The sequence below is a fragment of the Rossellomorea sp. NPDC077527 genome (genome assembly GCF_044542955.1).
Lineage (GTDB): Bacteria > Bacillota > Bacilli > Bacillales > Bacillaceae_B > Rossellomorea > Rossellomorea aquimaris_E.
The window spans coordinates 51,149-75,732 of sequence record NZ_JBITVL010000010.1; the positions used below are offsets into that span (position 1 = coordinate 51,149).

20 protein-coding genes, 9 tRNA genes, 1 rRNA gene and 2 riboswitches are annotated in these 24,584 nt (G+C 44.4%); of the genes, 5 read left to right on the forward strand and 25 right to left on the reverse strand.

Features of this window, described 5'->3' with window-relative positions:
• Window positions 1-302: 302 nt before the first annotated feature.
• Window positions 303-407: riboswitch (SAM riboswitch) on the forward strand.
• An 83-nt stretch (window positions 408-490) separates the two neighbouring features.
• The gene (locus tag ACIGG7_RS22135) at window positions 491-1,810 is read left to right on the forward strand and encodes a Na+/H+ antiporter NhaC family protein (RefSeq protein ID WP_397551044.1); all 1,320 of its coding nucleotides are present in this window, start codon (window positions 491-493) and stop codon (window positions 1,808-1,810) included.
• A gap of 251 nt (window positions 1,811-2,061) precedes the next feature.
• On the opposite strand, the gene ACIGG7_RS22140 is transcribed toward ACIGG7_RS22135, so the two are convergent.
• The 6 genes from ACIGG7_RS22140 to ACIGG7_RS22165 all read right to left on the reverse strand — a co-directional run bounded on the left by ACIGG7_RS22140 (window position 2,062) and on the right by ACIGG7_RS22165 (window position 7,967).
• Window positions 2,062-2,817 (reverse strand): (S)-benzoin forming benzil reductase, encoded by a 756-nt coding sequence (locus ACIGG7_RS22140; RefSeq protein ID WP_224945219.1) that lies wholly within the window; start codon window positions 2,815-2,817, stop codon window positions 2,062-2,064.
• 111 nt (window positions 2,818-2,928) lie between these two features.
• Complete coding sequence (locus ACIGG7_RS22145) at window positions 2,929-3,714, reverse strand: divergent polysaccharide deacetylase family protein (RefSeq protein ID WP_224945210.1); 786 nt, start codon at window positions 3,712-3,714, stop codon at window positions 2,929-2,931.
• Window positions 3,715-3,836: 122 nt separating this feature from the next.
• Window positions 3,837-4,298 carry a helix-hairpin-helix domain-containing protein gene (locus ACIGG7_RS22150; RefSeq protein WP_224945208.1) on the reverse strand — a complete coding sequence of 154 codons (462 nt, stop codon included), beginning with the start codon at window positions 4,296-4,298 and terminating at the stop codon, window positions 3,837-3,839.
• A 12-nt stretch (window positions 4,299-4,310) separates the two neighbouring features.
• Complete coding sequence (locus ACIGG7_RS22155; protein ID WP_397551045.1) at window positions 4,311-6,293, reverse strand: ABC transporter permease subunit; 1,983 nt, start codon at window positions 6,291-6,293, stop codon at window positions 4,311-4,313.
• 125 nt (window positions 6,294-6,418) lie between these two features.
• Window positions 6,419-7,129, reverse strand: coding sequence for an EAL domain-containing protein (locus tag ACIGG7_RS22160; RefSeq protein WP_397551046.1), 711 nt, complete (start codon window positions 7,127-7,129; stop codon window positions 6,419-6,421).
• Window positions 7,130-7,200: 71 nt separating this feature from the next.
• Window positions 7,201-7,281, reverse strand: a riboswitch (cyclic di-GMP riboswitch).
• Between the two features lie 101 nt (window positions 7,282-7,382).
• Window positions 7,383-7,967: a DNA-3-methyladenine glycosylase gene (locus ACIGG7_RS22165; RefSeq protein ID WP_224945201.1), complete on the reverse strand. Its 585-nt coding sequence runs from the start codon at window positions 7,965-7,967 to the stop codon at window positions 7,383-7,385.
• A 166-nt stretch (window positions 7,968-8,133) separates the two neighbouring features.
• Here ACIGG7_RS22165 and ACIGG7_RS22170 point away from each other — a divergent pair, with 166 nt between their 5' ends.
• Window positions 8,134-8,880 carry a CAP domain-containing protein gene (locus ACIGG7_RS22170; protein WP_224945199.1) on the forward strand — a complete coding sequence of 249 codons (747 nt, stop codon included), beginning with the start codon at window positions 8,134-8,136 and terminating at the stop codon, window positions 8,878-8,880.
• Between the two features lie 45 nt (window positions 8,881-8,925).
• Here the strand turns inward: ACIGG7_RS22170 and ACIGG7_RS22175 are convergent, their stop codons facing one another.
• Entirely contained in the window at window positions 8,926-9,372 is a 447-nt protein-coding gene (locus ACIGG7_RS22175; RefSeq protein ID WP_397551047.1) for a GNAT family N-acetyltransferase, read from the reverse strand.
• Window positions 9,373-9,578: 206 nt separating this feature from the next.
• Here ACIGG7_RS22175 and liaG point away from each other — a divergent pair, with 206 nt between their 5' ends.
• Window positions 9,579-10,442, forward strand: a complete 864-nt coding sequence (gene liaG / locus ACIGG7_RS22180) for a LiaG family protein (RefSeq protein WP_224945195.1) — start codon at window positions 9,579-9,581, stop codon at window positions 10,440-10,442.
• A gap of 25 nt (window positions 10,443-10,467) precedes the next feature.
• On the opposite strand, the gene ACIGG7_RS22185 is transcribed toward liaG, so the two are convergent.
• Window positions 10,468-12,651: an FUSC family protein gene (locus ACIGG7_RS22185; protein WP_224945194.1), complete on the reverse strand. Its 2,184-nt coding sequence runs from the start codon at window positions 12,649-12,651 to the stop codon at window positions 10,468-10,470.
• A 364-nt stretch (window positions 12,652-13,015) separates the two neighbouring features.
• Here ACIGG7_RS22185 and ACIGG7_RS22190 point away from each other — a divergent pair, with 364 nt between their 5' ends.
• Window positions 13,016-14,521, forward strand: a complete 1,506-nt coding sequence (locus tag ACIGG7_RS22190; RefSeq protein ID WP_397551048.1) for a M1 family metallopeptidase — start codon at window positions 13,016-13,018, stop codon at window positions 14,519-14,521.
• Between the two features lie 51 nt (window positions 14,522-14,572).
• Here ACIGG7_RS22190 and glmS read toward each other — a convergent pair whose 3' ends face one another.
• The 6 genes from glmS to sigW form a co-directional block, all read right to left on the reverse strand.
• Window positions 14,573-16,375: a glutamine--fructose-6-phosphate transaminase (isomerizing) gene (gene glmS / locus ACIGG7_RS22195; RefSeq protein ID WP_397551049.1), complete on the reverse strand. Its 1,803-nt coding sequence runs from the start codon at window positions 16,373-16,375 to the stop codon at window positions 14,573-14,575.
• A gap of 509 nt (window positions 16,376-16,884) precedes the next feature.
• The gene (glmM, locus tag ACIGG7_RS22200) at window positions 16,885-18,234 is read right to left on the reverse strand and encodes a phosphoglucosamine mutase (RefSeq protein ID WP_224945110.1); all 1,350 of its coding nucleotides are present in this window, start codon (window positions 18,232-18,234) and stop codon (window positions 16,885-16,887) included.
• Window positions 18,235-18,259: 25 nt separating this feature from the next.
• Window positions 18,260-19,501, reverse strand: coding sequence for a CdaR family protein (locus ACIGG7_RS22205; protein WP_397551050.1), 1,242 nt, complete (start codon window positions 19,499-19,501; stop codon window positions 18,260-18,262).
• Complete coding sequence (gene cdaA, locus ACIGG7_RS22210; protein ID WP_224945106.1) at window positions 19,494-20,330, reverse strand: diadenylate cyclase CdaA; 837 nt, start codon at window positions 20,328-20,330, stop codon at window positions 19,494-19,496. The genes ACIGG7_RS22205 and cdaA overlap by 8 nt, the downstream gene beginning before the upstream one ends.
• Before the next feature lie 236 nt (window positions 20,331-20,566).
• Entirely contained in the window at window positions 20,567-21,220 is a 654-nt protein-coding gene (locus ACIGG7_RS22215) for an anti-sigma factor family protein (RefSeq protein WP_224945105.1), read from the reverse strand.
• A 15-nt stretch (window positions 21,221-21,235) separates the two neighbouring features.
• A complete protein-coding gene (gene sigW / locus ACIGG7_RS22220; protein ID WP_224945103.1) occupies window positions 21,236-21,799 on the reverse strand; it encodes an RNA polymerase sigma factor SigW in 564 nt (187 codons plus the stop codon).
• 165 nt (window positions 21,800-21,964) lie between these two features.
• Between sigW and ACIGG7_RS22225 the strand changes: the two genes are divergently transcribed.
• A complete protein-coding gene (locus ACIGG7_RS22225; protein ID WP_224945101.1) occupies window positions 21,965-22,126 on the forward strand; it encodes an aspartyl-phosphate phosphatase Spo0E family protein in 162 nt (53 codons plus the stop codon).
• A gap of 60 nt (window positions 22,127-22,186) precedes the next feature.
• Here the strand turns inward: ACIGG7_RS22225 and rocF are convergent, their stop codons facing one another.
• The 11 genes from rocF to rrf all read right to left on the reverse strand — a co-directional run.
• On the reverse strand, window positions 22,187-23,089 hold the full coding sequence (gene rocF / locus ACIGG7_RS22230) for an arginase (RefSeq protein WP_224945099.1): 903 nt from the start codon (window positions 23,087-23,089) through the stop codon (window positions 22,187-22,189).
• A 499-nt stretch (window positions 23,090-23,588) separates the two neighbouring features.
• Window positions 23,589-23,664, reverse strand: a tRNA-Ala gene (locus tag ACIGG7_RS22235).
• A 44-nt stretch (window positions 23,665-23,708) separates the two neighbouring features.
• Window positions 23,709-23,781 (reverse strand) — tRNA-Lys (locus tag ACIGG7_RS22240).
• Window positions 23,782-23,785: 4 nt separating this feature from the next.
• A tRNA-Gln gene (locus tag ACIGG7_RS22245) sits at window positions 23,786-23,860 on the reverse strand.
• Between the two features lie 68 nt (window positions 23,861-23,928).
• A tRNA-Tyr gene (locus ACIGG7_RS22250) sits at window positions 23,929-24,012 on the reverse strand.
• An 11-nt stretch (window positions 24,013-24,023) separates the two neighbouring features.
• Window positions 24,024-24,099: transfer RNA gene (locus tag ACIGG7_RS22255), tRNA-Thr, on the reverse strand.
• A 22-nt stretch (window positions 24,100-24,121) separates the two neighbouring features.
• Window positions 24,122-24,197, reverse strand: a tRNA-Val gene (locus ACIGG7_RS22260).
• Window positions 24,198-24,237: 40 nt separating this feature from the next.
• A tRNA-Glu gene (locus ACIGG7_RS22265) sits at window positions 24,238-24,312 on the reverse strand.
• 19 nt (window positions 24,313-24,331) lie between these two features.
• A tRNA-Thr gene (locus ACIGG7_RS22270) sits at window positions 24,332-24,404 on the reverse strand.
• Between the two features lie 2 nt (window positions 24,405-24,406).
• Window positions 24,407-24,481 (reverse strand) — tRNA-Asn (locus ACIGG7_RS22275).
• A gap of 8 nt (window positions 24,482-24,489) precedes the next feature.
• Window positions 24,490-24,584, reverse strand: a 5S ribosomal RNA gene (gene rrf, locus ACIGG7_RS22280); the annotation flags it as partial.

Below are 24,584 nucleotides of genomic sequence, written 5' to 3' on the forward strand. Positions count from 1 at the left end.
GAGGACTGATGATGGGAAAGAGATGGATCAATGCTCCTTTCTGACGCTTTCGCCTTTTGCTTGTCGGGCCTGGTCGAGCCGCTTCCGCTTTTGGTTCATCCAGCTGCAGCGGCTAGGCCCTCGAGGTCATAAGTCAAGAACGTCAAAAAGGCAAAAGACGCCTTTCCGACGCTTTCGCCTTTTGCTTGTCGGGCCTGGTCGAGCCGCTTCCGCTTTTGGTTCACAATATTTTCCGGTTTGACTTTTTTGATGAAACCCTTTAAAGTATGGAAGTATATTTTAAAACAAGTAAATAACATATCTTCTTATCCAGAGAGACGGAGGGACTGGCCCTGTGATGTCTCGGCAGCGGACTCTATGTGAGTGCTGTGCCACATCCAGCAAGCGTAATGCTTGAAAGATAAGGAGAGTGTTTCGTTTGAATGAAACCTCTTCTTATATAAGAAGAGGTTTTTTATTTCATTTCACACCAAGACAAAGGAGTGTTAGCATGAATCAAGAAAAAGGAAATCTATTGGCTTTATTGCCCTTGATCATATTTGTTTCCCTGTTCCTTGGAGCTGGTATCATTTCGGGAGATTTTTATGCATTTCCTGTACTCGTATCCATCATCATTGCATCGGTCGTTGCCCTAGTTATGAACCGTAAAGAGTCGTTGACCGCTAAGATTGAACGGTTCGCTAAAGGCGCTGGTCATCCCGACATCATGATTATGGTCTTCATCTTCCTGTTAGCAGGAGCCTTTTCAGGAGTGGCAGAAAAGATGGGAGCCGTTGATTCAACCGTCAACTTTGCCCTATCTGTGCTTCCGGGTAACTTAATCATTGTTGGATTGTTTATCATTGCCGCATTCATCTCTTTATCAATGGGAACATCCATGGGGACGATTGCAGCCCTTGCCCCCATCGGAGCGGGAATCAGCTCAGGAGCAGATATTTCCCTGCCCCTTGCCATGGCAACCGTTATTGGTGGAGCGATGTTCGGAGATAACTTATCGTTTATTTCGGATACAACCATCGCTGCTGTCCGTACACAGAAAACGGAAATGAAGGACAAGTTCAAAGTGAACTTCTTCATTGTATTACCGGCAGCCATCATCACCATGGTGATCCTGTTTATCCTGACGCTTGGCACTCCATCCTCAGTAGAGGCGGAAAGCTTTAATTGGGTTAAAATCCTGCCTTACCTTGGAGTCATAATCGGAGCCCTTGCAGGATTGAACGTATTTGTTGTTCTATTAGGCGGAATCCTGTTGGCAGGAATCATCGGATTTGTGGATGGAAGCTTCACCCCATCGAGTTATTTTGGCAGTGTAGCTGACGGAATGACAGGGATGGCTGAGATTGTGATCCTTTCCATCCTGATTGGAGGCGTGGTCGAACTGATCCGTCATAACGGTGGAATCCAGGCAATCCTGTATCAAGCCACCCGTAAGATCAAATCCCCTCAGGGAGCACAGCTTGCTACCGCGGGGTTAGTCAGTGCAACAAATCTTTGTACTGCGAATAATACCATTTCCATCATCATTGCAGGTCCACTTGCCAAAACGCTTAGCGAACGATATGGAGTGGATGCCCGTAAATCAGCTAGTATCCTGGATATTTTCTCTTGTGCCATCCAAGGCTTGATCCCATATGGGGCACAGGCACTGCTCGTGGCAGAAGTAGCCGGCATATCACCGATCAGCATCATTCCATATGCCTTCTATCCAGTATTGATTGCGGTTTGCGGATTAATTGCAATTCAATTCGCCCTTCCAAAGTTCACGCGCAATCCCGTTCCAGATGGAGATCCGATTCAGTCTTCATAATGATTTTAAAGAGACAAATCTTTCGGGATTTGTCTCTTTTTTGTTTTTGGATAGGGTTGTATGAATGTCGGGGCAGTTTTGGCTGTTGATTGGACCATTTTAAGCACTTATTGGGCCACTTTTGACGTTTTTCGGGCCACTCTAAGCACTTATCGGGCCAACTCCGTAAATACCACAAGATTCTTTATCGTCTAGACACTAACAACAACCTCAAAAAAGCAGATCCCGCTTCCCGGAATCTGCTCACTCTCTTATAATAAGTCATTCACATGATAAAGCTTTCCACTTTCAATTTCACTTTCAGTGATGAGCTTCAATAATACATCTGCAACCGTATCTGTGCTGCGAAGCATGCCCTCGTCTTTGTAGCGCTGGAATGATTCAACATCAGCAAAGGATTCCTTAGATGAAGAACGGATTTCCCCCTGCATATCGGTATCCATCACCCCTGGACTGAAGGCGATGACTTGATGGCGGCTATGCTTATTGGTAAGCTCCAGGCTCACGGTTTCCGTCAGCATATTGACGCCTGCTTTCGTTGCACAATACGTACTCCAACCATAAACAGGACGGCTCCCTGCACCAGAGCTGATGTTAACCATGGTCATTTTGGAAGAAGAACCTTCTGCTGCTTTGATCAATTCATTGGTGGCTATCATGGGAGAAAGCAGGTTGACATGTACACTCATTTCAAGTGCTCCGGTATCCACTTCACCAGACGGATTGATCGGTGTCACCACTCCCGCATTTTGCACAACATAGATTGAATCAGCTTCAGATTTAAATGCCCTGGCTCCGACCTCACGAAAAACGGATTCTGTTTGCACGGTTTGAGAAAGATCACAGTGGAAGAATTCATACGACACTTCTTTTTCACGTGCCAGCCTTTGTAAGCTCTCATTATCTGTACGGGAAATATTCATGACGCCGATGCCCTTTTCTATAAAACCCTTGGCAATGGACTCCCCTAAGCCTCTTGTTGCTCCTGTCACAATTGCATAATCCATTTCGAATCATCTCCTTCTTATCTCCTGATTATAAGGGAGAGGAATCTTTTCACAAAAAAATATGCACCCGTTTAACGAAAGATTTACATTTGCCTCGAAAGCCCTCATCAATCAAGGCATGCTCTCGTCAATCAAATGATACTCCGGTATAAGATCTGACAATGGGACAATCGTGGCCTTCTTTTCATAAAGGGGCAGGAATTCCTTAAGCATGGTTGCCACCTTCATTCCCGTGACCCCGACGTGGCCAATCGCAATGGTTGCATTGTCATGATCCAATTCTTTCGAAAGGAGTCTTGCCTGCTTTCCGATATGCTGGATCGTATAGACGTCATCAAAGAATAGTTCGTTTTCCAGATACGGCACTCCCAGTTCTTTGGCAAGCTGAGGAATGACGCTCTTTCCTGTAGTTTTACTATCCAGATAAAATAAGCCGTTTTCCTTACAAATATCAAGTACAATCCGCATGACCCGCTCATCCGCTGTTGCCTTCGAGCCCATATGATGGTTGATGCCAACTGCATAAGGAACCTCTTTGATGGCCTGCTCCACTCTCTTTCTGATTTCTTCATCGGAAAGGGAGGTCGTGATGGCCCCGGGTCCAAGCCAGCTCGCTTTCCCGTGCATCGGTTCCATCGGAAGGTGGATGATGACTTCATGGCCATTCTCGTGGGCTTTTTCTGCATCTTTTCTGGTCGTTGGCAAAAAAGGCATGACGGCAATTGTCAATGTCACAGGCAGATTCAGTATCTCTTTCGTTCCTTTCATACCATTACCCAGATCATCTATCACAATCGCCAATTCATTATGATGGGCAGGATAGGGAAGGATGTTTCTTGCAGAAACGGATGTTTGGACGGAGAACGTCAGCAAGAAAAAGATAAGCAGGATTCTCAACTCATATCACTCCTTTTTTCATTATGATGTCCATTTTAGAGAGGATATACGAGTGGAGGTCCGTCCCTCATCCATCAAAAAGCCAGGAAGCGTGTTTTGCTTCCTGGCTTGGTGAAGAGTCTCTATTCATCCCAGGCTTTGGTGGGGCGGTCTTTTGGGTAGCCGTGGGTTTGGCGGTGGGTTTTTCTGTCTGCGGTGAAGTCCCACCAGTTTTTGGTGCTTTCCGGGTGATTCGCGTGGTGAACGACACATCTTAATGAGTCTTCGACACAGGGGTCCATCCAAACACCGTATTTTTTCTCTAATTCGATGATGAGTTCTTCCCCTTTTTCATCCTTTATTTCTTCAAAGGTATAGAAACCCAGATCTTCTACGACATTATGAGCCATATTGGGCCCGATGGATGGAATCTGTTGAAAAATGGACATCCCGACTAAATAACGGGATCTGTCTAAAGGAATGTCCAGCATTTCCCCTAGTCGCTCAGGCGGCAAGTCATGAATATCCCCCAACCGGATCTTCCCTTTACGAAGGGCGGACCGTTCCTTATCAGTCAGGGGCAGTTTCGGACTCTTTCTAGTCATTATACCTCCTCCTTATCCTTTAAAGGTTTGCTGACGGGCCATTTGGAAGTCTTCCACAACTGGCATCTTCGTTTTCTTTTTATCCAACGGACCCTTTACTTTGATTGGCTTCTTGTTCACTAGGACCCCGACCTTCGTCTGTTGGATTTCTTTTACCCCCTGTACAATCAGCTGCATGGCGATGATGGCGATCATGAAGGCGACTAAAGGGGCGATGACGATCCAATACTTCCCGGTCATAAGAGAGTTCTTCGTGGAACTGATCAGACCGGACCATTCAAACGTCCCTGATTTCGGTGGATCCGGTACAAGCCCGCCGGTGATGATCGTTCCCCCGAGGAATAGATGGAATAATCCAAGATGGACGAGAATGAGAAGCGTCTGGATGAATTGCTGCCCCCAAATGATGAATAACCTCGGGGCAAGATGTGGAAAAAGATGCGTCCAGAGCAAGTGCTTATTGCTTCCACCAAGCAGCTTTGCCGAAAGAACGAAATCCTGTTTTCCGATTTGCTTCAGTTCATTCCCAATCAGCACTGTTGTCAACGGAAGGACCAGAATCGTCAACACTACCGCTTCAAATACCAGCCTTTCAAAAATAGAGTGATCCCATCCTAACACAGGCAACCCCCAAAGCACTGGCCTTAATAGAAGATACGCGATTAGGCTCAGGGGCAGAAAGTGAATGGAATCCACCATGCGGTCAAGCCAATTCTTCCTGTTCTCTTTCAAGTGAAAATGATAGCCAATACCAAGGTAGAATCCGCCGATCACCCTCAGAGAAGCGACAATCAAGGCAAATAACAGTGTATATTTGGCACCTACGATAAGCTGATCCAGGATACTGTAACCGAAGAAATCGGATCCCAGAATCATGTCACCAAACGGTTTATGTGGAGGGGCGCTTATGATCCGGCCCTCATCATTCTTCATAAATTGAATCTGTTTAATCGGCTCTTCCTTCAACGTTGAATAAAGGAAGCTCGTAGCAATCAAACCGAAAATGATGCTAAATCCGATGGCAAACTTGCTGTTATGCATATGCTGCCACCACAGCTTCCGGATGGTCGAAAGAATGCTCCATATCTTCCATTCAGTCCACTTTGTTTTATCTCTTTTATATTTCGTATAATCCTCGCTGCTCTCATGGTTGATCCACAGGTATACCCCTTGATACACCACAAAGAAAGGTGTATAGATCATGATTAATGAGATGGCGATCACCATCGGCCGGAAATCCTGGATGATATAATAGGTGATCCCTTTCATATTAAAAATCGTTTCGATGATAAATAAACTGGATAACATGCCCCATACGATCAACTTTCCATGATAAAACAAACTTGGAGAAATATTTTTCAGTACATGAGAAAACAGGATCCTGCCCTTAGACATCCCCTTACTATGGGCGAATTCAATGTGAGGCTTGAGCAGCTCTTCTTCCATAATGAAAAGGAGAATCCGAAAGAAAGAAATCATGGGAATGATGGACAACGTAATCATGGGGGCAAGAAAGACCTTCTCTTCCCCGTACTCTGCAAAGTTCATCAATTCCACACCAAAATATTTAAAGATATAGACAATCAAAAGCTGAAGCATGAACGCAAACATTAAATCGGGCACAGTCTCTAAGAGGTTTAACCCTTTCTTAAGTGTCGAAGTAACCGGTCGGGGTAAAAATACGGTGAAGATCGTAAGAATAAAGGCAGCACCAAGACCAATCCCCAGAGCACCACCTACAATCTGGAGGGAGTATACGTATGGCCCCCAGAGCATATCAAGAAATTCCACGGTAATCCCCTTGTATGAGTAACTCCAATTTGCTCCATCCAGGAAGACAAAGATAAACTTTATAAATGCCTCAAGGTACCCTACAACATTGTATAATCCACGTTCCCTGAATACTTCTGGTGCGATACTGACGGCTAAAATCCCAATCAGACCAAGAATATAATAGAAGATCAATTTAATCGGAAAGATGAGAAACTTCATCATTGTGTCCCCTTTATCTCTTTTTCCTCAGTTTAATTGAAATGTTAAAATTTTTCAATTTTATTTCAAATCTGACAATTCCATAACAAAAAAAGTGACCCACCTTCTCCAGAGTCACTTTTTTGTCCCTACGCTAACAGTTGACTTGGCTTGCCCAAGTAAAATCCTTGTCCGATCGTGATACCGATTTCCTTGGCAACCTGCATATCCTGTTTTGTTTCGATTCCCTCCAGGACAATCAACGTATCACTTCCGTAGAATTGACTGAAGAAAGAGAGGAATCTCTGTTTCTTTTCATCGTGGGCCAAATTCATGGCAAAATAGCGGTCCAGCTTAATGATTTCCGGCTCGTACTCAATCGATTTCTTTATAGAGGATGTTCCTTGTCCGAAGTCATCGATGGCATACCAGACACCGTATTGCTTCAGTTCTTTCAGTGATTTTTTCAATAAAGGATTCTGCCATAGCTCTTCAGCACTGGATTCGTTAATTTCGAGAACAAGTCGTCCCTTTATGTCTGGATAGCGGTTCATAAGGTCGGAGAAGAACGTGTGAAAACTCGGATGCAGGATGGTTGTAATATAAATATTGAGAAACAACTTACAGTTCATAAGCCCGTTCTTTGAGAAACTATCAAGGGCTTTAGAAATGGACAGAGTATCAAGCTTGTACAGGATATTTGCTTTCATGGCCGATTGAAATACACTCTCGGGATTTTCGTTAAACGTATTCCGTAACAGTCCCTCGTAAGCATAGAGGGTTCGATGTTCACCCATATCATATAATGGCTGAAAATCGTGATAGATAAAGTCGTCTTGAAAAATAGTAAAGATGTTCATAGGACCCCTATACTCTCTCTTTATTTTTATTTTTTTTCATAAAAAAACCACACAAAAACGCATTCCTCGCGTTCGCATGTGGTCGGTTGCGCTACTGGCTCCCCTAAATGTAAGCGCCCATCTATCATTTAGGTTCACAGCCCCCAGTCGAATTGTCAGTTTATGAAGATGCTTATAAGAAAAATATACCACAAACTAGTACTTTTAGGGTGTGTTTTTCCATAAATTATTTGAAAATTCATAAAGAAAATCCTTACCTTGACACATAAGGATTGTCACTGATCCAAAAACGCCAAGGATAGTCCTTTGCCTCCCCTGTGTTATCGATCCCTATCCGTTTCCCAGATGAGATGCTTTCTGGGTCGAATCCTTTTGTGATCGTCAGCGGTGGCTCTAAAAAGCTTCCCCCATAGTCCTCCATGGTGATGCCCAATGCTTTCGTCAATTTCCCTGGACCATTCGTCCAATTCTTCTTCATATGTCCTCGTCTTCTGCTTTCCATCAGGGCCTCTCCCTCTAGTGGCTCGACCGCTCTGATGAGGATGGCCTCGGGCTTTTCCTCTTCCCCGCTCACTACGTTCACCAGACAGTGTGTATGCATGACATATGTATATATCCGCCCTGCTTCATGGAACATGATTTCCGTCCGTTTCGTACGCCTGTTTCCAAAACTGTGAGCTGCTCTGTCTTCCGGCCCAAGATACGCCTCTGTTTCCACTATATACCCTGAAGCTGTTCCTTCCTCTGTCTCTTTCACCAAAACACACCCCAACAGGGACCTGGCGAGGTCCAATGTAGGCTGCTTGTAAAAGGTGGAAGGTAATGGGATTCGGTTCATAGATTTCACTTCCTTACACACAAATAATCAGTCTTTATAATAGGTATACCCTAACCTTATAGTACTAAATCTGACCATCGCTTCAACCTATTTTTAACAGGATAAACCGTTTGGGCGGCGTACATATTAAAGACTGTTAAGGCAAACACAAAATGGAGGAATCCTCATGAAAAAACGAATCTTAATCTGCTCCGTCATCCCGTTCATGCTGATGACTGGCTGCAATAACGATACAAACGATTCACTGACTGATACTCAAAACGTGAATTACGATCCGGTTTCCTATAGAAACCAAGACAGAGTGGGAATGAATGATTTACAAGAAAACCGAACGGCCATCCACCGTTTTATTGCCCCGATAGATCCTAACGGGGATTTGCGTGAATTCACTCATTTAGATCCTGGTGAAGAATATACACCCGGTAACGAAGGGGTGCCTCAGCCGAAACAACCTGCCGGGGAGCCGAATAAAGGACAACCGGAACCACCTGCACAACAGCCTAAACAAGATTCTCAATCTTCGAATGCAAGTGGGTATGTGAAGCAAGTGATTGATTTAACAAACCAGGAACGTAAGAAGAATGGACTCAGTGCGTTGAAGATGGACGGAGAGCTATCAAACGTAGCGGAGATGAAATCTGAGGATATGAAGGAACATGACTATTTCTCTCATACATCCCCAACATATGGATCTCCGTTTGAGATGATGGAAAACTTCGGTGTAGACTATTCTACAGCAGCGGAGAACATTGCCGTTGGACAGAAAACACCTGAATCGGTTGTGAACGCCTGGATGAACAGCCCGGGTCACCGCAAAAACATTTTAAATAAACAAGTCACTCATATTGGTGTGGGAACGGCTAAAGATGCGAGCCAAGGGATATATTGGACACAGATGTTTATCGCGAAATAAAGAGTTGGACCGGTCGTGGCGGCCGGTCCAACTTCCTTACGTCTGTTACAGGTTCAGTTTCATAAATTTGCATACATCTGTGAATCCCACTTTTTCATACAAATGAATGGCCTGTTCATTAAACGTGTATACATTCAACCTTACTTCATCGTAGTTTCGATCCTTCAGTTCGAGGAGCGCCCGTTTTAAAAGCCTTGTCGCATGTCCCCTTCCCCGGAAGGACTTCTTCACATACACATCATTGATCCACCCAATTTCTTTGGAGGTAATCCAATCAACACTCTTATCTACCTGTACCCACCCTGCCAGCTCATCATCCTCACGGGCAACGAGGAAATAGGCTCCGTGTTCGATGGAGTGACGGTATGCTTTTTGCATTTCTTCTTTATGATGTTCATATGGAACACCTGTCGCTTCTTCTCGGTTGATTCCTGCCATTTCAAATATTTCCTCTATATCATGTTCGGTTGCCACTTCAATTAAGACAGACACGATTGTCCCTCTCTTTCACATTGTTCTTCATACAACTCCATTATACAAATTATTGATTCCACCTTGGAAAATATTTATTTCGCAGACCTTTCCTTCTCAGCCTCTGGTCTGATTCAAAAATAATGCTTTGGCTCATTGTGATGGTTCCCCTCATGGATTAAACTAAAACTATAAATTGGAAAAACAAACCAAAGTGAGGGATTGAAATGAAAAATGCGTTTGCCGTTATCATTGCGCTTCTGGCACTCGGTACGCTTTATGTCATTATGAATGACAATACGTCCTTATTTGCGAAGGAGAGTCAGTCTGGGGATCGGGTCGAAGTCACCAAAAACGTGAAAACAATCGATCTTGACCTGGAAAGCAGCGACACAAAGGTCTTACCCACAGACAAGAATGAAGTAAAAGTCGACTTCAAAGGAAAAGGAACAATGACATTGAATCAAAAAGGGGACACGATATACGTAAAGGTAAAACATAAATGGTATGAGTGGGTCGGATTTAATCAAAAATCTGACGTTACCGTTTATATTCCGAGAGAGTATGACAATAACATGGAAATCGATATCGGTTCCGGCAATCTGGTCTTAGAGGGAGAGTCCGTTTCAAAGAAATGGACGTTCGATGAACTATCCGTTGACATGGGATCGGGGAACATGGAACTGAACAATATCGAGACAAATGTATTCGAGCATGATGGTTCGTCTGGTGATTTGATCGTCAATGGACTGACGACAAAGGACGGAAAGGTGGACATCAGCTCCGGGGATGTAGAATTATCGAACTATGAAGGTCCGTTGAAAGGTGACTTATCTTCTGGAGAGTTGACGGTCACCATGGAATCCTTAAAGGGCGACTTGAATTTCGATGTCAGCTCCGGGGGCGTAAATCTTGATTTACCTGAAGACGCTAGCTTTAAACTGAACGGGAATGCAAGCAGCGGTGATATCTCCTGCAACCTTCCTTTAAAGAATCAGAAGATAGAAAACGGCGATATTTCCGGAGTGTCCGGCTCCGGTCAGTATAACATTGATGTTTCTGTATCCAGTGGAAACGTGGATATCTATTAAGAAAAAGGGTAAAGCGGAATCCGCTTCACCCTCTTTTCACTTCTGCCCCCAGTTCCTCTCCAAGTGCCACAATCGATTGGTTGATCCTCCACACATAATATAGATGGTGAATAAGATCCACCTGTGATTTACGCCAGCTTGGGGCTTGCGTTTCGATTTTTTGCCGTTCCGGGCTCAAATCCCACATGATAGGCGAGCTTTCCTTTTCCTTTAAAAGTTGTCGGAGCGTTTCAATGTTTTCAGAGATTTTCTCTTCTGTTTCTCTAAACGCGCTAATGAGTTCTTCCGACACCTTTGCTTGTGCTTTCCGATGGGAAGAGGCAAGCAGGTGCTTTGCGTAATAATTGATGGCCGTTACGACAGTGATCCATCGTCCTGCACCAGACCTCGTCATGGCGCCGGGCCTTTGGAGAAGGGACTGCGCTTCATCCTTGATTCCCTGGAGCTTCTGATCCAAATCAAAAGCCTGATCGGTCAATGTTTTACCTTCCGGGATCGTAAAGGTTTTTATATATGAAGAAACATACCCTTTAAGTTCCCCGAAGAAATCATCCAAGCTATCCGCCACTTTGTCTTTCGTTTTCTTTGGAAACACAAAGGCTGATACGACAAGGGCGATCACAGCTCCGACAATCGTATCAATGACACGTGCCCCCATCAACTGTACACTGATCCCACCCAGCAGAAGGTCATACATGAAAGCGATGAGCATCGTGATGAATAAGCTCATCAGCGTATAGGAGACAGTGAAAAGATAAAAGGCGAGAAATAAGACCACAAACAGTAGGAAGACTTCCAGCTGAGAGTTCCCGGAGACTAGGTTGGCCGCTCCGAATCCGATGATGGCCCCAATCACTGTCCCGATCGACCGCTGGAAAGCTTTCATATAGGTCCTGCCTACCGATTCAGTACCGATTTGAATAATGAAGGTCGTTAACAGGACCCAGTACGGCTGCGCAGGTGCCATCAGCTCCCCTACAACGATCGCAAGCGTCCCCGCAACCAAAGCCTGTATCGCTTTACGGGTTGAGGGCTTTAAGCTTTTCGATTCTTCCGTAGTCTCTTCTTTTTCCTTTTCTTCCGGTTCTCCATCGTTCTCAACAGTCGACACCTTGTATTCAGGTACCTTTAATGATTCCTGAATCGAGATGGCCGCTTCAAGTACATGATTGGCAATGGACTCGATCCGCCTTAAGAGATACACCCAACCTTCAGGCTTCTTCTCCTGATTTAACACCTCAGACAATACCAATCGAAGGGCCTGTATCGCCTTTTCTGCTTCTTCAAGGGAACGGGGGTCATAATCCTGAGCCAGTACCTCCGCATCGCGAAGTGACCGGAGCACCCATACTAATAATCGTCTAAGCTCAATGACTTCCAAAGCATCAAGATCTTTCAGCTTTTTCAACGAATCGGTCAGCGTCTGGATGAGCATTTCTGTGTCGAATACATACAACCGTAGTTGTGATGCTTCAATACCCGGCCATAATTTCTTTACATCATTTTCATTGATATCGCCTGCTACGCTTCTCGCGTACTCATTCAGCCTTCTTACGTTTCGATTCAACTGTTTCCTGCGCTTGCTACTCGTCTGTGGATCCTCTATCATCCTCATCAAGATTGTAAAGGTCAAGTTGGATTGAATATGAAACGAACGCATACTTCTCCTTAACATATGGACAGAGTCCTTGAAGATGATGAAGTTATAAAGGTAAGCGTATACGACCCCTATGATGACCCCCAGGTAAAACCACTCCAGATGCGCCGCATCCAGTTGCAGAATGGATGATATATAAATCGACATAAAACCTGCCATCCCCATGGAAAAATAACGGATGGCAAAACGTGAAAAGTAAAACGCGCTAAAAATGGCCCCCACTAATAGAGCGTTCACAACGAGGCTGTAATGAGCAAAGGCGGATCCCATTGTAATTCCGACAGCTATTGCGACACCGACTAACGGAGTCGTTACCTTCTTCTTTCCCGTCGTATCATCCATGACGACGAATATACAAAGCATCCCTACCATCCCTGATACGATGGCAGGAGTGATGGATGGATGATCGAATTGCTTTAATAAATACAGCATCGTAAACACAGCCGATATTAAGCTGATCGTAGCCTTCCCTGCCTGCTGAAATCTTTTTCTGCCGGGATCGGAGGCAAGGATCCGCCCCAGCCATATATGCTGTCTATGTAAATGTTTCATCTCTTATCAAACCCTTATCTTCGCACCGTTTTTCATTCTCTTTTATCGTACCCTTTCCAATAAAAAAGTAACCTGTACTGCGTGGAGCAGCAGGTTACACTTATTCACAGGTGCACGTTGAGAACGGAATCTATTTGTATGATTATAAGGGTTTTAGTCAATTGGGTAAAGGAAAGTGCTCTGGCCAATTCTTTCTAAATATAGGTCCATTCACATACCTTCTCCTATTACAACGACCCCTCCATTTCCAATAATTGAGAAAATAGTTTCAAGGGATGACTCCCCCTTTTCCAGAATCTCTTAAGTAACCAAAATATCCAGAAAATGTATACCTGGATACTTTGATTTATTAGGAGGGGTCATAATGAATATGAAACGGTTAACGAAACGAATCACAATGGGGGCCATGGCACTCGTATGTACGATCGGAGTCGCTTTGCCTGCTTCTGCAAACGGGAATGATCCGTTGAAACAAAATCCTGAAGGGGCTTATGTCCCAGCCGTCACACCTGACTTATCTATGCTCCAAGGTCAGCATATTAATATGAAAGGCCAGAAGAAGAATGAACACGCTCTTGGACCTGCCAATCCTTCTTATACCATCGATGTTGACTACAACTCCACCACTCATACAGCTGAAGGTACACTGGAAGTATCATTTAAGAACAACATAAAAAAGAATTTAAGTGAATTATACTTCAATCTACGGGGAAATGCCGATGTCTTTAAAGAGAACGGCGGAGGGATGGAAGTATCAGAAGTTAATGTAAACGGAGAAAACGCATCATTTGAAGTAAATGGTACAGCCTTACATATCAAGGACGTATCCCTGGGCAAAAATAAAAAAGCCACCGTCAGCATGCATTTCGAAGTTAGCCTGCCTGAACAACAGGACCGATTCGGCTGGTACGGTGACACGGTTTCCATGGGAAATTGGTTCCCGATCTTGGCCGTTTACGATGACGAAGGATGGAATGTAGACCCTTACTATCCTTACGGAGAATCCTTCTATTCTCTTTCAGGTAAATATGATGTAACAGTCACAACCGATAAAAATCAGGTGATAGCCGCTACAGGGGAAGAAATCGGAAAGGCTAAGATTTCCGGAGATAAAGCCACTCACCGCTATAAAGCCAAGGATGTGCGTGATTTTGCCCTGGAAATGAATCCAAATTACAAGGTGATTTCTACAAAAATCAACAATATCAAAGTGAATGTCTACTACTCGGAGGAGCATTCCAAGTACGCTGCGGCCCTCCTCGAATCCGGGGAGGATAGCATCAGGCTCTTTAGTGAGAAATTCGGTAAATACCCTTGGCCTGAACTCGACATCGTCACGATGGAAGGCTGGTTCGGCGGTATGGAATACCCACAGCTTGTCATGATCAGCCTTGCAGGAGACCGGCCGCTTGATTGGGCTAAGTCCGTCAACGCCCACGAAATCGGTCATCAATGGTTCTACGGCATCATCGGGAATAACGAATATGATGAGCCTTGGCTCGACGAATCGTTTGCCAGTTTCGCTGCCGCTTTATATGATGGGGAACTCGATTCACTACAAGTAGAACCTACTGAAGAATCGTACTATCATCTTTCCAGCCAGATTTCTGATTTCACAGCAAGAGCAGATGAAGGGGGAATCGGAGCCTATTATTATATGATCTATAATTATGGATCCAGCACCTTGAATGACTTAAGAAAGCTGCTTGGCGACGAGGCGTTTTATTCCGCCATGCAAACTTATTTCAAACAGCAGAAATTCGGTATTTCCACCACCCGGGACTTTATCACTTCCATGGAGAAATCAACGGGCATGGATTTGATGCCTTTCTTCAGGGACCATAGGGTGTTACTTTCCGATCAGGAATAAAAATAAAACCGGTCAGTCCTTATGGACTGACCGGCTTTTTCTATTCAATCCTTACTCAACCGTAACCGACTTCGCCAGGTTACGCGGCTTATCTACATCACAATCGCGGTGCAGAGCAGCATAGTAAGAGATTAATTGTAACGGAATGACAGAGATAAGAGGTGTTAACAATGGGTTAACCTCTGGGATGACGAAGCGATCTTCTTCGTCTTCTAAACCTTTCATGGAAATAATACAAGGGTTCGCTCCACGAGCGACTACCTCTTTCACATTTCCTCTGATACCAAGGTTTACTTCTTCTTGTGTTGCAAGGGCAACGATCGGTGTCCCTTCTTCGATAAGGGCGATCGTACCGTGTTTAAGCTCTCCTCCGGCAAATCCTTCTGCCTGGATGTAAGAGATTTCTTTCAGCTTCAATGCTCCCTCAAGACCTACATAGAAATCAAGAGAACGGCCGATGAAGAAACAGTTGCGCGTCGTTGACAGATATTCACGTGCGATGTCTTCAAACTCTTCTTTCGTGTCGCAAAGTGCTTCCATCGCAGTAGCTACGATACCAAGCTCTTGAACAAGGTCAAAGTCCTGGTTGTTTCCACATGCCTGGCCGGCAACGTGAGCAAGAATAGCAAGAACCGCAAGTTGAGCCGTGTACGCTTTCGTTGAAGCTACAGCGATTTCAGGTCCTGCATGAAGAAGCAGTGTGTAATCTGCTTCACGTGACAGGGTTGATCCCGCTACGTTTGTAATCGTTAATGATTTATGTCCAAGTTCTTTGATTTGAACCAGTACGGCACGGCTATCTGCCGTTTCACCACTTTGAGAAATGAAGATGAACAATGGCTTCTTAGAAAGTAATGGCATATTGTAGCTGAATTCACTTGCTACATGAACTTCTACAGGAATTCCTGCACTCTTCTCGATGAATTGCTTTCCAACTAGACCAGCGTGGTAGCTCGTTCCACATGCAATGATGTAAACACGATCCGCTTCTTTCATCGCACCTACGATCGGCTCATCGATGTGAAGCTCGTTGTTCTCATTTTGGTAAGCTTGAATGATTTTACGCATCACTAGTGGCTGTTCATCGATTTCCTTCAGCATATAGTGAGGGTATGTTCCTTTTTCAATATCACTGGCATCGATTTCAGCCGTGTAAGGAGCACGTTCCATTACTTCACCGATCAGGTTTTGAATTTCAACCTTTTCTTTCGTGACGATGACCATTTCTTTATCCATCAGCTCAACATATTGATCCGTTACTTGAATCATCGCCATTGCATCACTTGCTACAACGTTGAAGTCTTCTCCTAGACCAACAAGCAGTGGACTTTTGTTTTTCGCTACATAGATTGTTTCATCATTCTCAGAATCTAAAAGGGCAATGGCATAAGAGCCTTTCAGAAGCATCAACGTTTGACGGAAAGCTTCCTCTACTGTGTTTCCTTCTTCTACAATCTTTTCAATCAGCTGAACAATGACTTCTGTATCCGTATCACTCTTGAACGTTACATCTGTTAAATATTCACGCTTTAGTTGAGAGTAGTTTTCGATTACTCCATTATGAACGATTGTGAAGCGGCCTGAATTGCTTTGATGAGGGTGAGCATTCACCTTGCTTGGTACACCGTGTGTAGCCCAGCGAGTGTGACCGATTCCAGTGTTGCTTGATACGTTCTCATCCACGATTCCGCGAAGGTCTGCAATACGACCTTTCTCCTTGAACACATGGATACCTTCGTCGTTTTGAACGGCGATCCCTGCAGAATCATACCCGCGGTACTCAAGCTTCTCAAGACCTTTTAATAAGATTTCCTTTGTATCTGAATTTCCAATATATCCAACAATACCACACATAATTAATTTATCCTCCCTGAACATGCAAGGGGGCAAGAACTCTTTTGGGGACAACTTGCCCCCTTATCTCTGTTTGTCATTTATATTATTCGTTTGGTCACTTCTTTTCATCCCTTTGTGCATCAAGTTGCCTCAATGTTTTAAGGAAGAAACTTTCGGCTCGGTGACATTACGAACCGGGAGGCATCCGCCGAACACTCGATAAACCTCCACCTCGTCAACTGAACGATCCTTGTCGTATCCATCGTCCAGCCCTGGCGCTTTATAGATTTTATACCTTACAATCCACCTTTCCTTCTTGACTCACATTTCCATATAATTTGAAAAATGAAAACAAAATCATCATACACTAGCGGGTTTCCCTTCGTCAATGAAAATCTGACAACGATAAGGAGTTGTTATCACTTTGTCATGTTCCCGACATAGAATGAGGGTAAACACATTAAAACACCCTACTCATTAAATATGCACAAAGGGCACATATTGACCCCTTGTGCATGAAAAATCAACTATTCGTTCAGACCCATTTCCTGATCGACGACTTGTACAATTTCATTTACATACTGTTCACATAGCTCTTCTGTAGGGGCTTCCGCCATGACACGGACCAGTGGCTCCGTTCCTGAAGGGCGGACAAGAATACGGCCATTTCCGTTCATTTCTTCCTCTACCTTTTGAATCACGTTTTTAACCGTTTCGTTATCCGTTACATGATGCTTATCTGTGACACGAACATTTACAAGCTTTTGAGGGAATTTCTGCATTTCTCCCGCAAGCTCCGATAATGATTTACCTGTCACTTTCATGATATTCACGAGTTGAATACCTGTTAACAGGCCGTCACCCGTTGTATTGTAATCAAGGAAGATGATATGCCCAGACTGCTCACCGCCAAGAGTATAACCGTGCTTCTTCATTTCTTCCACCACATAGCGATCACCTACGGCTGTCTGGATGCTCTGGATGCCATTCTCTTCAAGACCTTTATGGAAGCCCAGGTTACTCATTACGGTAGACACAACAGTAGACTGTTTCAATTGTCCCTGTGATTTCAAGTACTTTCCGCAGATGTACATGATCTGATCTCCGTCCACGATCCGCCCATGCTCATCAATCGCGATGATACGGTCTCCATCTCCATCAAAGGCAAGACCTAAGTCTGCTCCTTTTTCCTTCACCATTTCAGCAAGAGATTCTGGGTGAGTGGATCCAACGCCTTCATTGATATTTAAGCCGTCCGGTGATGCCCCCATTGTGGAGATATCCGCATCAAGATCAGCAAACAGGTGGGTAGCAAGAGCAGATGTTGCACCGTGTGCGCAATCCAAAGCAATATGTAAACCATCGAAATCTTCGTCCACTGATTGTTTTAAGTACTGCAGATATTTTTGACCGCCTTCGAAATAGTCACTTACCTGACCAAGGTCGGCGCCGGTCGGACGAGGAAGTCCGTCAACGGTTTGATCCAGTAGATCTTCAATCTCACTTTCCTGATCATCGGACAGCTTGAAACCATCCGGACCGAAGAATTTAATCCCGTTATCTCCTACCGGGTTATGGGAAGCAGATATCATGACTCCTGCCTGAGCTCCCAATGCCTTTGTAAGATATGCCACTCCCGGAGTTGAAATCACACCCAAGCGCATCACTTCCGCCCCAATGGAAAGAAGTCCCGCTACAAGTGCTCCTTCCAGCATATGACCGGAAATTCGAGTATCCCGTCCAATCAATATTTTGGGACGTGTAGCATCCTTCGTCAGTACATACCCACCGAAGCGTCCAAGCTTAAAGGCTAATTCCGGTGTCAATTCCGTATTCGCTACACCTCTTACTCCATCCGTTCCAAAATACTTACCCATTGTCATTCTCTCCTTTTTACAGCTCTTATGCTGAAGTGTTCTTTTCTTTGATTTCTACTTTTACCGTTTTTTGTGAAAGGGTCCATTCAACGTTATCTGGTCCTTTTGCATCTATTTCAACCTCATGTTCGCCGGGCTCAAGCCCTGAAAGATCAAGGGCGAGGGAAAAGTCTTCTTTCCTGACCTTATTCACTTCCCCGTTTTGACCTTTCAGTGCCACATCCACTGCCCCGCTTTCAGGTGTCATGATGGTGTATTCATATTCGTCAGCCAATCCTTCAGGCTTGATCTCGATTCCTGATAGGCTCTTCTCCTCGGTCGTGTTTACATCCACTTTGACTTTCACCTCTTCAGGAGAAACTTTATTCAGCCCATCCTGGAGGGCAAGTGGTACAGTAATGGTCGAGTCCTTCGTGATTTTCGATAGATCGACTTCTGCAAGGAGTTCTTCCACTGTGTCCAAGACGTCCTGTCTGCCAAAGATCGTTGCCTCTTTAGGTTCTATTGAAATCGATTCAAGGGTAGTGCCTTTTGGAAGACTTCCCTTTTGCTTCACCGAGACTGGTACGGTCTTGCTCGGATTCACCACCGATACGGTGACATCCACCACTTCAGGCTCTACCAGTACATCCAATTTGTTGTATTCACGGTCAAGCACCTGAACCCTGGCTTCCTTAGTTACATTCTCATTGATTTCTTCATCGACATCAAGAGTCGCAATGACATAGGCAATCCGTTCTACTTCAGCCTTGGATCCGGTCACTTTCACCGTTTTTGGATCGACTGCCAGTCCTTCAGCCTCATATCCATTGGATAAAATGCTTTCATTGAACTGAGGTTCGACCGTAAACTCTTCTGTGACTTTTTCCTGAACCGAAATGTTGGCGAATTCAGGATCCTTTTTCACTTTTAATTTATCAGAGATATTTTGGATTTGAATTTCAACTTGATGTTCGCCTATCCCGATATCATTCAAGTCCACATACACTTGAAAATCCTTTACTGTCTTGGTTTGCTGCACAACGGCCTTTGGTCCTTCCACAGTCACATTCACCGTATCAGGCAGTCCTGAGACTTCCAGGTTGTCACGGTCATAGAATACTTCAAGTGGGACATCCTGGATCGTTTCTATCGCATTCTGAGAGCTACCGTTGTTATTGTTGGCCGTTTTCTGGATATCGTCAAAGTTCACGGATAGATAGAGAATGAAGGCTAACAACAGTCCAACAATACGCATGAACCAGCGGCTTTCCATGAATTTATCCATTTTCTTTCTTCCCCCTAAAACTCCATTTCGTCGAGGAAGCATTTGTCTTATCGCCAATGAGCTCTAAAGTAAGTATTTCCCTAAAGCGCTCCAGAGAGAGGTCGCGATGCAACTCTCCATTTTTCGTGATGGAGATAGCTCCCGTTTCTTCTGATACAACGATGGTGATACTATCTGTCACTTCACTCACACCGAGTGCGGCTCTATGCCTTGTCCCAAGCTCCTTAGAGATGAAAGGACTTTCGGACAATGGAAGATAGCATGCTGCTGCTGCGATCTGATTCTTCTGTATGATCACCGCGCCATCATGAAGGGGTGTATTCGGTATAAAGATATTAATGAGCAGCTGGGATGTGATTTTTGCATCAAGGGGTATACCTGTCTCGATGTAATCACTCATTCCCGTTTCCCTCTCAAGAGTGAGAAGGGCGCCAATACGGCGTTTCGCCATATAGCTTACGGCTTTTGTCATGGATTCGATCATCTGTTCCTGCTCTTCTTCCTCCTGCAGGCCCGTCCTTGAGAATAAACGTCCCCGGCCGAGCTGTTCAAGAGCCCTTCTTAGTTCAGGCTGGAAGATGATGATGATGGCGAGGAATCCCCAGGTGAGGGCTTGTTCCATCATCCATCCCAGTGTATCGAGACCGAAGATACTACTCAGGCCCCTTACAATGATAATGACAAAAATACCTTTTAATAGTTGTACTGCTTTCGTTCCTTTTATCAGCATGATCAGTTTATAGATTACAAACCATACAACGAGTATATCTACAATATCAGAGACATAATCCAGCGCGGAGTAATCCGAAAAAATATCGATAAACGGCATATTACATCCTCCAATAGCTTAATCGAAAGCGTAAGCCGCCATGTGTGGCTTCTCCATTTTCGTAACGTTACTTATTATAGCACATTTTTTTCACGGTCAAATGAGAGACACGCACGGCTTCATGATTCTTTCTTATCTATTCATGAACTCACGTTTTTGCATAAAAAAACTGACACGATTTTTTAAGTGTCAGCCCTTTAGGGACGGACCTTACATTCCATCCCCTCTATTTTATCCTACTTTTCTTCAAGTTGCGAATTTCCCCAGTCCAACGTGTCTTTAGCCCCTTTTTTTATCTGGTACCAAAGCCACTCGAACGCCTCATCGATTTCATGGATGTCCCCTGTCACACTGCCTGCAGAGGCAAGATATTGCTTACCGTCGATACCCGTTACCTTCCCGTTGATGACCGTGACATTTCCTGCAACTTTTCCTTCTATCTTCACATCGCCATTACGGACGGTCAGATCCCCTTTCACGACCTCACCTTCAGGTACAACGACGGTATGATCCTTCACGACTAATTGAGCATTTTTCGTAAAAGAAAAGTCCTTGTCATCATTCCAGGATGTGAGAAAACTCCCGGTCATAAAGAATAGGAATAGGGCGGCTGCCGTAAGGAGCGGATGATGACGGAACCATCTCTGTACCCCGACCTTCTTCTTCTCTTTCGGTAATCTGGACATGACGTTATCTGTAAAGTTTGCCGGAGCACTGATGTGGGATGTGCTCTGTACAAACGCAATCGCTTTTTTCAACTCATGGAAGTGGTGCTGGCATTCAATGCACTCCTGCAAATGATGCTTCAGTTCTTCCTCTTTTTCACGGTTTAAATCTCCATCTAAATAATCGTGCATATACTCGATGATTTTATCAGGACAAGGCTTCATGTTCACTCACCCTCTCTACAGTGATCGTAATTGTTTTCTGAGAGCTTCACGCCCTCTATGTACTCTCGTTTTAACCGTCCCCAGTGGTAAATCCAATATTTCGCTGATTTCTTGAAGTGGGAGTTCTTCAATGTATTTTAAAACAATGACCGATCGATACTTCTCGGGTAACTTCGAGATTTCTGTTTGGATGGTCTCCTGCAACTCCATATTCTCCACTTCATCCTCCGGGAGCTGAACATCAGCAGCCACTTGTGAGTACATCGTCAAGCCTTCCGTCCCTGCCACCTCTGCATCGAGGAAATAATCCGGTTTCTTCTTCCGGATCCGGTCAATACACAGGTTCGTCGCTATCCGAAATAGCCAGGTCGAAAACTTTCTCTTTTGATTAAAGGTCTCGATATTCACATATGCCCTGATAAACGCCTCTTGAGCAATGTCTTCTGCCTCATGGCGATTTCCAAGCATACGGTAGCATATTTGAAACACTTTATCTCTATAAAGTTCGACTAATTCAGCAAAGGCGTTTTGATCACCTTTCAATACTTGTTTTATCCGTTTTTTCACTAATGCTTCCATTTCACAACCTCCGCTCTATGCGGCTATATTTATATACGTAATACCCTATTAAAAGGTTTCAATTTTTTTATATTATTATCCTAACAAATTTTTAAGGAAATGTGTTTACATTTATTAGAAAAGGGGTATAAAGGAACTAATATTTCTTTTGCGGGAGGATCTTAAATGAGGGGCAGATTAAATGATCTATTATTCCAAATTGAAGACTGTCGTCGCCAAATGGTCGAACTGGCATTAAAGTCTTCCTTTGCAGATGAGCAGGTAGTGGATTTGAGTACTCGTCTTGACGATCTGTTAAATCAATATCAAGTGGTCAAGCACCACTGAGGTGAAATAGATGAAGGCTGGAAACCTTGAACGTTTCCAGCCTTCTTTTTTTATGATTTATTAAAGTAATTTCTCTCCAAAAAGAGAACCCATTAATGCGACGGCCACCGTTGCCGTTTTATTCTTTTCATCCAGAATAGGGTTTACCTCTACAAATTCAGCAGACGTAATCATCCCGGATTCCTCTAGCATCTCCATCGCCAGATGACTCTCACGGTAGCTGATACCGCCAAGAACCGGAGTACCAACACCAGGGGCGTCACTTGGATCTAATCCATCCAGGTCAAGTGACAAATGAACACCATCCGTTCTGCCCTTTAAGTAGTCAATGGATTCTTCCATTACTCTCGTCATTCCCAGACGATCAATTTCATGCATCGTATAGACTTTAATGCCTTTTTCTTTAATTAATTCCCTTTCGCCTTCATCTAAAGAACGCGCCCCGATGATGACGATGTTCTCAGGCTTGATCTTAGGATTACTGTGACCGATACCCGTTAGGTCCTCATGACCTATTCCCAAGCTCACCGCTAGTGGCATACCATGGATATTACCTGATGGAGACGTATCACCTGTATTTAAATCGCCATGGGCGTCGTACCAGATCACACCTAGATTTTCATAATGAGGAGAAACTCCCGCCAATGTACCGATCGCAATACTGTGATCGCCACCAAAGATCAATGGGAAATCCCCGCTTCCGATGACGTCATTCACTTTTCCTGCAAGCGTTTCACTGGCTTCCGCAACCGCTTTCAAATTACGTAAGTTTGTATCAGGATTATTATGTATACGCTCAGCCTGACCAATCTCGATATCACCAAGGTCGTTAATGGAATATCCAAGATTCTCAAGACGCTCGACGATGCCCGCATAACGGATCGCACTCGGCCCCATATCCACGCCCCTGCGCATTTGACCTAAATCCATCGGTACTCCAATAATTGAAATGTTCTTCTTCATCAAAAATTCCCCCAATTCAAAATTCAAGACCTACCCCTATTGTATCCTTAGAATGATAGATGACTCAACTGGACAAGATTGTGTATATATATGCGACTGAAGAGGGTTATGGGTGATTTCGTGTAATATTATGCAGGTACTCTTTTGGATGTATGTGCAGCTTGGTCATGATCGATTTAAAAATATATAGGTAGGTATTGAAAATAAATTGGTGAAGGAATGAAGAAAAGGAGATAATTCCCCCTTATTGTATGAGAGCATTCTGTTGTTTTAATCAGATAACGGATAATATGGTTAAATTTAAGTCATTTTCATTGGGTTTCGAACGAAAATATATGGATTTTTGTCAATTGGACAGGCGAGAAGCTAACTGAAAAGCTAAATAAAAAGACCTCAAATCTCCTAAAAGATTCAAGGTCTTAAAATGTCGTATGTATGGTTCATTTACTTCGCTGACGCTCCGTAAACGGATAGATCATTTGCTCTCACAAAAAATCTTTGGTGGAGCCTAGCGGGATCGAACCGCTGACCTCCTGCGTGCAAAGCAGGCGCTCTCCCAGCTGAGCTAAGGCCCCGTATAGAGAAATTCTCACACCAAGAGATGTGAGAAAATATGTGATGAGCCATGAAGGACTCGAACCTTCGACCCTCTGATTAAAAGTCAGATGCTCTACCAACTGAGCTAATGGCTCGTAATGGCTGGGCTAGCTGGATTCGAACCAACGCATGTCGCAGTCAAAGTGCGATGCCTTACCGCTTGGCTATAGCCCAATAATTACGTAAATGGCATAAAAAAGGGACATTTATAGGATGTCCATTTTACACTGAAATATACAAAATGGTGGAGGGGGGCAGATTCGAACTGCCGAACCCGAAGGAGCGGATTTACAGTCCGCCGCGTTTAGCCACTTCGCTACCCCTCCAGCTAAAAAAATGGTGCCGGCAAGAGGACTTGAACCCCCAACCTACTGATTACAAGTCAGTTGCTCTACCAGTTGAGCTACACCGGCATATTGAATTAACAAAGATAAATGGTGGAGGATGACGGGATCGAACCGCCGACCCTCTGCTTGTAAGGCAGATGCTCTCCCAGCTGAGCTAATCCTCCAATATGTAATGGTACGTTATTTTGCTTCCGCAAAAAACAATGGTGACCCATACGGGATTCGAACCCGTGTTACCGCCGTGAAAGGGCGGTGTCTTAACCGCTTGACCAATGGGCCAGTCTATAAAAAAGATAAAAGCTTCCAACCGGGCTCGAACCGGTGACCTCTTCCTTACCATGGAAGCACTCTACCTGCTGAGCTATGGAAGCAATGGCTCCGCAGGCAAGATTCGAACTTGCGACCGATCGGTTAACAGCCGATAGCTCTACCACTGAGCTACTGCGGAATGATTTGGCCTGGCGACGTCCTACTCTCACAGGGGGAGATCCCCCAACTACCATCGGCGCTGAAGAGCTTAACTTCCGTGTTCGGCATGGGAACGGGTGTGA

What these genes read in the sequence shown, in the direction of transcription:
- ACIGG7_RS22135 (WP_397551044.1), top strand. Translation starts at nt 491, where the DNA reads ATGAATCAAGAAAAAGGAAATCTATTGGCTTTATTGCCCTTGATCATA.
- ACIGG7_RS22140 (WP_224945219.1), bottom strand. Translation starts at nt 2,817, where the DNA reads ATGGATTATGCAATTGTGACAGGAGCAACAAGAGGCTTAGGGGAGTCC.
- ACIGG7_RS22150 (WP_224945208.1), bottom strand. Translation starts at nt 4,298, where the DNA reads ATGACTAGAAAGAGTCCGAAACTGCCCCTGACTGATAAGGAACGGTCC.
- ACIGG7_RS22155 (WP_397551045.1), bottom strand. Translation starts at nt 6,293, where the DNA reads ATGATGAAGTTTCTCATCTTTCCGATTAAATTGATCTTCTATTATATT.
- ACIGG7_RS22160 (WP_397551046.1), bottom strand. Translation starts at nt 7,129, where the DNA reads ATGAACATCTTTACTATTTTTCAAGACGACTTTATCTATCACGATTTT.
- ACIGG7_RS22165 (WP_224945201.1), bottom strand. Translation starts at nt 7,967, where the DNA reads ATGAACCGAATCCCATTACCTTCCACCTTTTACAAGCAGCCTACATTG.
- ACIGG7_RS22170 (WP_224945199.1), top strand. Translation starts at nt 8,134, where the DNA reads ATGAAAAAACGAATCTTAATCTGCTCCGTCATCCCGTTCATGCTGATG.
- liaG (WP_224945195.1), top strand. Translation starts at nt 9,579, where the DNA reads ATGAAAAATGCGTTTGCCGTTATCATTGCGCTTCTGGCACTCGGTACG.
- ACIGG7_RS22185 (WP_224945194.1), bottom strand. Translation starts at nt 12,651, where the DNA reads ATGAAACATTTACATAGACAGCATATATGGCTGGGGCGGATCCTTGCC.
- ACIGG7_RS22190 (WP_397551048.1), top strand. Translation starts at nt 13,016, where the DNA reads ATGAATATGAAACGGTTAACGAAACGAATCACAATGGGGGCCATGGCA.
- glmS (WP_397551049.1), bottom strand. Translation starts at nt 16,375, where the DNA reads ATGTGTGGTATTGTTGGATATATTGGAAATTCAGATACAAAGGAAATC.
- glmM (WP_224945110.1), bottom strand. Translation starts at nt 18,234, where the DNA reads ATGGGTAAGTATTTTGGAACGGATGGAGTAAGAGGTGTAGCGAATACG.
- ACIGG7_RS22205 (WP_397551050.1), bottom strand. Translation starts at nt 19,501, where the DNA reads ATGGATAAATTCATGGAAAGCCGCTGGTTCATGCGTATTGTTGGACTG.
- cdaA (WP_224945106.1), bottom strand. Translation starts at nt 20,330, where the DNA reads ATGCCGTTTATCGATATTTTTTCGGATTACTCCGCGCTGGATTATGTC.
- ACIGG7_RS22215 (WP_224945105.1), bottom strand. Translation starts at nt 21,220, where the DNA reads ATGAAGCCTTGTCCTGATAAAATCATCGAGTATATGCACGATTATTTA.
- sigW (WP_224945103.1), bottom strand. Translation starts at nt 21,799, where the DNA reads ATGGAAGCATTAGTGAAAAAACGGATAAAACAAGTATTGAAAGGTGAT.
- ACIGG7_RS22225 (WP_224945101.1), top strand. Translation starts at nt 21,965, where the DNA reads ATGAGGGGCAGATTAAATGATCTATTATTCCAAATTGAAGACTGTCGT.
- rocF (WP_224945099.1), bottom strand. Translation starts at nt 23,089, where the DNA reads ATGAAGAAGAACATTTCAATTATTGGAGTACCGATGGATTTAGGTCAA.